Source organism: Mesobacillus maritimus (assembly GCF_019749255.1).
GTDB lineage: Bacteria > Bacillota > Bacilli > Bacillales > Cytobacillaceae > Mesobacillus_B > Mesobacillus_B maritimus_A.
The window spans coordinates 222,806-229,833 of record NZ_JACWFH010000008.1 but is presented as its reverse complement, the minus strand read 5'-3'; the positions used below and the strand labels follow the sequence as shown (position 1 = coordinate 229,833).

The window sequence follows — 7,028 nt, the reverse complement described above, 5'->3', positions numbered from 1 at the left end:
TGAGCGATGGTCTCATAGACATTTTCCTTCCTAATTCCAGTCTTTTGTCCTTGAGCGATGGTCTCATAGACATTTTCCTTCCTGCTCCCAATCATTTTGTCCTTGAACAACGCCGGAATAGAAATCCCTATCCTCAATATGTGTGGTTTTAAACAAAAAAGGCGTGAATCACATAGGATTCACGCCCGACCCGATACATTACTGCTAATTACCAGAATAGCTGAATATTTTCAGCTATTCAAGAACTAGTCAAAAAAACTTTGTCCCGTCCGATAGATTTCAACTATATCGAAACGCTTCGTGCTGTCGACCCCAATAAAAACAAAGAATCTAGCTAGCACTGCCTTTCATACTAATCTCTTTGATAATAAACATTAAACAGCTCGTCCACGGCTGCAGCGACTGGTCTAGTCCCTGATATCACTTCATTTTCAATTTTAGGAAGGAGGCTTTTGATTCTTGTATCATGAAAAAAGCTCATTTGTAATTGATCGACAATCATTGAATGGATCCATTCTTTCATTTGCAATCGCCTACGATCTGAAAAGACACCAGAATCCTTTGTCGTTCTTTCAAATGTTAAGATCATATCCCAAATCTCAGAAATTCCCGTTTCTTTAAGCGAAGAACACATGAGCGCTTTTGTTTCCCAGCCCTTTGTAGCGGGTTGTAGAAAATGGAGGATTCGATTGTATTCCCCCCTAGTCTTCTTAGCAACTATTTCATTCGCTCCATCTGCTTTATTAATAATAACCGCATCCGCCAATTCCATAATTCCCTTTTTCATTCCTTGAAGTTCATCGCCTGCACCTGTTAAAACAAGGAGCATGAAGAAGTCGACCATATCTCTAACAATGACCTCGCTCTGACCAACACCGACGGTCTCCACTAAAATAACATCAAAACCAGCTGCCTCGCACAAAAGCATCGTTTCTCTCGTCTTTCGGTGAACACCGCCCAACTTTCCCCCTGATGGAGACGGACGAATAAATGCTTTAGGGTTTCTTGCTAACCTTTCCATCCGGGTTTTATCTCCTAGGATGCTCCCACCAGTCAAACTAGAAGTAGGATCTACAGCAAGCACAGCTACCTTTAATCCTTTGCTACAGAGATAGCTACCAAAGGCTTCTATAAACGTACTTTTCCCTGCACCTGGTACCCCAGTGATTCCAATTCGGATTGCCCTGCCTGTTTCCGGCAGTAGCTTTTCGAGCATTTTCTGTGCTTCATGGAAATGATGCTCTGAATTACTTTCTACAAGCGTGATGCCACGCGCCAAGGATATTCTGCTTCCTTGAAGGATATCCTCGGCAAGCATCATCGCATCAATATCTTTATGGTTTGATTTTTTTATAAACCTTCCCATTTAAGGAGTCACTTCCTCATAACCTAACCGTTCGTAAATGGTTTTAATAACCTTTTGGGCTGAAACTGGAATGACGGTCCCTGGGCCAAATATTGCACTTGCTCCTTGGTCATAAAGGTATTGGTAATCCTTTGCTGGAATGACTCCTCCTACAACAATGACAATATCTTCGCGTCCTAGCTTTTTCAGCTCGTTAACAAGCTGAGGAACGAGTGTTTTGTGGCCAGCCGCTAATGAGCTGATTCCAATTACATGGACATCGTTTTCCACTGCTTGCATAGCCGTTTCTTCAGGTGTTTGAAATAGTGGACCAATATCGACATCAAACCCTAAATCAGCAAATGCCGTTGATACCACTTTTGCACCACGGTCATGGCCATCCTGACCCATTTTGGCAATTAAGATTCGCGGTCTTCTGCCTTCATTTTCAAGGAACTCATCCGTCATCTGTTTTACAAGAGCCATTTCTTCTTCATTGGAATAAGAGGAGCTATAAACCCCCGTGATGGAGCGAATCGTAGCTTTATGCCTTCCAGCAGCCTTCTCAACCGCATCAGAAATTTCACCTAAAGTGGCTCGAACCCTTGCAGCTTGAACAGCCAGTTCTAAAAGGTTGCCTTTCCCTGACTCTGCTGCTTCAGTCAGTGCTTCTAACGCCTCTTTAACTTTATCTTGATCCCTAGTTGCCTTTAATTGTTCTAATCGTTCAATTTGCTTTAGTCGTACGGCAGTGTTATCAATATCTAGAATTTCTAATGGTTCCTCATCAGTAGTTTGATATTGGTTAACACCAACAATTGTTTCCTTTCCAGAATCAATTTGTGCCTGACGACGCGCCGCCGCCTCTTCAATTTTCATTTTTGGAAGCCCTGTTTCAATTGCCTTCGCCATTCCACCGAGCTCTTCAATTTCTTCGATATGACTCCAGGCACGCTCAACTAATTCCTTTGTTAGGGTCTCAACATAATAGCTTCCGCCCCATGGATCAATCACATTTGTAATACCGGATTCTTCTTGTAAAAACAACTGGGTATTACGGGCAATTCGCGCTGAGAAATCTGTTGGCAATGCAATCGCCTCATCAAGTGCATTCGTGTGGAGAGATTGCGTGTGCCCCATAGCAGCAGCATGTGCTTCAATTAGAGTACGTATGACATTATTATAAGGATCCTGTTCGGTTAGACTCCAACCAGACGTTTGCGAATGAGTTCGCAGTGCCATCGATTTTGGGTTCTTCGGATCAAAAGATTTCATCATTTTCGCCCAGATTTGGCGAGCTGCCCGCATTTTTGCAACTTCCATAAAATAGTTCATTCCAACAGCCCAGAAAAACGACAATCTTGGTGCAAAAGAATCAATATCAATCCCAGCCTCTAAACCGGTTCTCACATATTCAAGTCCATCTGCAAGCGTGTAGGCAAGTTCAATATCAGCAGGAGCCCCAGCTTCTTGCATATGATAGCCTGAAATACTAATGCTATTGAACTTTGGCATATAGTTGGACGTGTATTCAAAAATATCTGCAATTATTTTCATCGACATCTCTGGTGGATAAATGTACGTATTTCTTACCATGTATTCTTTTAAAATATCGTTTTGGATTGTTCCAGACAATTTTTCTTGAGAGACTCCCTGTTCCTCGGCCGTTACGATAAAAAAGGCCATAATCGGAAGAACAGCTCCATTCATTGTCATCGAAACAGACATTTGATCGAGTGGAATCCCATCGAATAAAATCTTCATATCAAGGATTGAGTCAATCGCTACTCCCGCTTTTCCAACATCCCCAACGACTCGAGAATGATCCGAATCATACCCACGGTGTGTGGCTAAATCAAACGCAACAGATAGACCTTTTTGCCCCATGGCAAGATTTCGCCGGTAGAAGGCATTGCTTTCCTCTGCTGTTGAGAATCCAGCATATTGCCTAACCGTCCAAGGCCGATTCACATACATGGTCGGGTAAGGTCCACGCGTATACGGGGGCAAGCCCGGCTTGTCATCTATATGAGATAAGCCTTCCAGGTCTTCTTTCGTATACAGTGGCTTCAACTTAATCCCCTCATTTGTTTCAAAAAGGAGTTCATCAATGGTCTGATCAATTTCTGCCTCTACTTTGCTCTTCCAATCCACTGGGGAGGAAGGTTTTTCTTCTGCAAAAAGAGAGACTTTGCTAAAATCAGGCTTATTTGGCACCGAGAGCCACCTCCATTTCCTTCAATAAATTAGCAAGAATTTCATAGTTATTGCTATTTAAATGATAAAACTGTTGAATTCCAGCATCGGAAAACTCTTTCCTCATTGCTGCATCAGGATTACCCGCAAGGCTAAGCTTCACTTCAGGAAATTTAGATTCTATTTCTTTCACAAGGGTTACACCAATTTCTGCATACTGACTATTGTCGCCACATATACAGAAATGATTTAAGCTAGACAACTGAACGAATTCAAAGACAGCTTTAATGTCACTTAATTCACTACTTCTAAAAGTTTCAATTCCACCCGCCGACAAAAATCCCTGAATGAAATCGGCACGCGCTTTATGTTTTTTTAATTCTCCAAGACAAATTAAGCCAACAGTTGGATAGGCTCCACTTTTCTCCCCTATTTCCCTTGCTTTCTTGCGGAGAATTTCGTAAGGTTCTGCTAGTCTCTTAGTCTCAAGCCTTTCGAACTCTGCTGATGCAGCTATCGATTTACCTTCCCCTTTAAAACTTGCCTTTTCAGCTACATTTGCATATACATTCGTACCAATGATGCTTTGTTTCCTCATGAACACATCTTTTTCCCTTTGAACTCTTACATCAGCTATTTTCTTTTGAAGGTTGCTTGCTTTTAATTCCTCAACAATTCCACCTTTATTGTCAATCTCGAGGAAAAACTCCCAAGCCTTTGTAGCTATTTCTTTAGTCAGTGCTTCAACATAATAGGATCCACCAGCAGGGTCAGCTACCTTTTCGAGATGAGCCTCTGCTTTTAAGATTAGCTGTGTATTGCGGGCAATTCGCTCAGAAAAAACCGAACTTTCTCCGGCTGCCTCATCTAGTGTCCCTATGCTTAGATACTGCACTCCACCAAGTACAGCAGAAAAAGCTTCATTTCCAGCACGTAGCAAGTTTACATACGGGTCAAAAACAGTTTTCGTTAATTGCGAGGTTTCTGCTGAAATCACCATTTTACGTGACTCATCATCGGCTCCATAGGCTTCCATTGCCTTATCCCATAGAATCCTTGCAGCTCTAAGCTTAGCTGTTTCCATGAAAAAGTTTGCACCAACTGCAAAATGAAAGACGAATTTTTTAAGCGCTTTCTCTAGTTCCCAGCCGTTATCTAGGAGCTTTTGGACATAGTAAATACCTGTCGCAAGTGCAATACCCACTTCCTGAACGGCATTGGCCCCACTATTTTGATAAGGAGCAGCATCAACAAGGATGGTTTTAACATTTGGTATTGAGGAATCAGCTTCCTTAACACTTTCAAGCCATTGATTAAAAGTTTCTTTTTCCCTTTGATTAAAACTTCCTTTTGTTGCTGCCTCTGCAATAGGGTCAGAACCAATAAAACCAGTCATCTTGCCCGTTTCACTTTGTTGTTCCAAAACCACCTTCATAAACGGAATAAAAAATTCTTTTGTATGAATACTCATTGTCCCTAACGCAGAAAATTCTTTGAGTAGTTTTTTTAAGCTATCCTTATCCGAAAATACTTCCTCTGTTACCTCAAATGCTAGCGCATTTTGCCCAGCTGAAAAAGCCAATCGCGATTTTTCTATTAACTGATCTAATGTTTTATAAGGTAATTTATTCGCGATATGCCAGCTTTTCAGTTTGTATCCAACTCTTTCAATTCCTCGACTATAGTTGGACTCTCCTGGGTATTGGGCTAAACTGTTTGGGTCCAGATCCTTCTTTGTATAGAGAGGTTTAATTTGAATCTTCTCATATGTAGATTTGTAAAGGTTTTCAATACTTTTGCCTCTCAAAGACTCTTCCGCTTTTTTTGCCCAGTCATTATTGTCACTAATTGGGAAAGTTATTTCTTTCATTTTCTCTAGTTTCATAAGAGCTACTGCCCTTAAAAAGGACAGTATTTCCTCCTCTCTTTTATTGGGAGTAATAAATAAAAAAATTCTAACTATTCTTCATTCATTTTAGTATACATAAGGCGAACTGGCAATAAAGCTATTCTCCTTGTAAGGTATATGTTCATTTCTACATCAGCAACCTATCATCTTAATAAAATTTCCATAAACATTAAAAAAGCATTACCTACACAAGATCTTAAAAAAGGAATCTATTCCTCTTACAAGATCTTGTGTAATGCAATGCTTTACAGCTCTTAATAGATTGGTGTCTTATCTTTTGAGGTGCCTTCTAGAATCTCTTTTATACGCTGAAGGAAACGTCCACAAACTAGCCCATCTAGAATGCGGTGATCAAGGGACAGGCATAGGTTCACCATGTCTCTGACAGCAATCATTCCATTGTTAACCACGACTGGCCGTTTAACAATGGATTCCACTTGCAAAATCGCTGCTTGTGGGTAATTAATGATTCCCATTGACTGAACAGAACCAAAAGATCCTGTGTTGTTAACTGTAAATGTGCCACCCTGCATATCTTCTGAACGAAGTTTTCCGGATCGAACCTTTTCAGCGAGTTCTGTAATTTCGCGGGCAATCCCTTTAATTGTTTTCTCATCTGCATTCTTAATAACCGGAACGAACAGAGCATCATCGGTTGCAACGGCAATAGAGATATTAATGTCTCGCTTCTGAATAATTTTATCCCCAGCCCACATCGAGTTTATTTCTGGGAACTCTTTCAAAGCCTGCGCAGCTGCTTTAACAAAAAAAGCAAAGAAAGTAAGGTTAAAACCTTCCTTTTGTTTAAAGGTATCCTTTAAACTATTACGATATTCTACTAGGTTGGTTACATCTACCTCCACCATCGTCCATGCATGTGGCACCTCTTGCTTACTTCTCATCATGTTTGTCGCAATAGCCTTCCTGATACCTGTAACCGGTATTTCGATATCTCCAGCCCCAACTGGACTAGAGTGTGTTTTAAGTGGTGCTTGAGTTGGAGGTGTCGATTCAGACTTTTCTCCCTTAACGATCTGAGAAACCGTTTCAAGTTCTTGTATGGATTCAACCTGTGGAGGAATAGTACCAGATTCAATGACTTTCATTAAATCTTTCCTCGTAATTCTCCCTCCAGCTCCACTTCCAGATACAAGAGAAAGATCGATTCCATGTTCTTGAGAAAGTTTAAGAACAGCCGGTGAGTACCTTCCACTGTTTACACCCTTTTTGATATTCGTATCTGTTACATTTACAGATGGAACTTCTGTTTTTTCTTCAACAGTCTCTATATCCTCTGTTTCACTATTTCCATTGCCGCTACCTGCTACTTCTATCAATAAAATCACTTCACCAATTGACAATGTATCCCCTTCGTTCGCGATTAACTCTTTAATCGTACCCGAAAAAGAGGAAGGAATCTCCGCATTTACCTTATCTGTCATGACCTCAGCTAGTGGGTCATATTTTTTCACTTTGTCACCTAGTCCAACAAGCCATTTACTAATTGTACCTTCCGTAACACTTTCCCCTAGCTGAGGCATTGTGATTTGTTCAACTGCCAATGGATTTGTCCTCCTC

The 7,028-nt window shown here is 40.9% G+C and carries 4 protein-coding genes; all 4 read right to left on the bottom strand.

Annotated features, from left to right (window positions below; translation table 11 throughout):
• Positions 1-352 precede the first annotated feature (352 nt).
• The gene (gene meaB / locus H0185_RS06505) at positions 353-1,366 is read right to left on the bottom strand and encodes a methylmalonyl Co-A mutase-associated GTPase MeaB (RefSeq protein WP_221872340.1); all 1,014 of its coding nucleotides are present in this window, start codon (positions 1,364-1,366) and stop codon (positions 353-355) included.
• Complete coding sequence (gene scpA, locus H0185_RS06500) at positions 1,367-3,562, bottom strand: methylmalonyl-CoA mutase (protein WP_221872337.1); 2,196 nt, start codon at positions 3,560-3,562, stop codon at positions 1,367-1,369. It abuts the gene before it with no gap.
• Positions 3,552-5,426, bottom strand: coding sequence for a methylmalonyl-CoA mutase family protein (locus tag H0185_RS06495; protein WP_221872336.1), 1,875 nt, complete (start codon positions 5,424-5,426; stop codon positions 3,552-3,554). Before H0185_RS06495 ends, scpA begins: the two co-directional genes overlap by 11 nt.
• Before the next feature lie 278 nt (positions 5,427-5,704).
• A complete protein-coding gene (locus tag H0185_RS06490) occupies positions 5,705-7,012 on the bottom strand; it encodes a dihydrolipoamide acetyltransferase family protein (protein ID WP_221872334.1) in 1,308 nt (435 codons plus the stop codon).
• Positions 7,013-7,028: the final 16 nt, after the last annotated feature.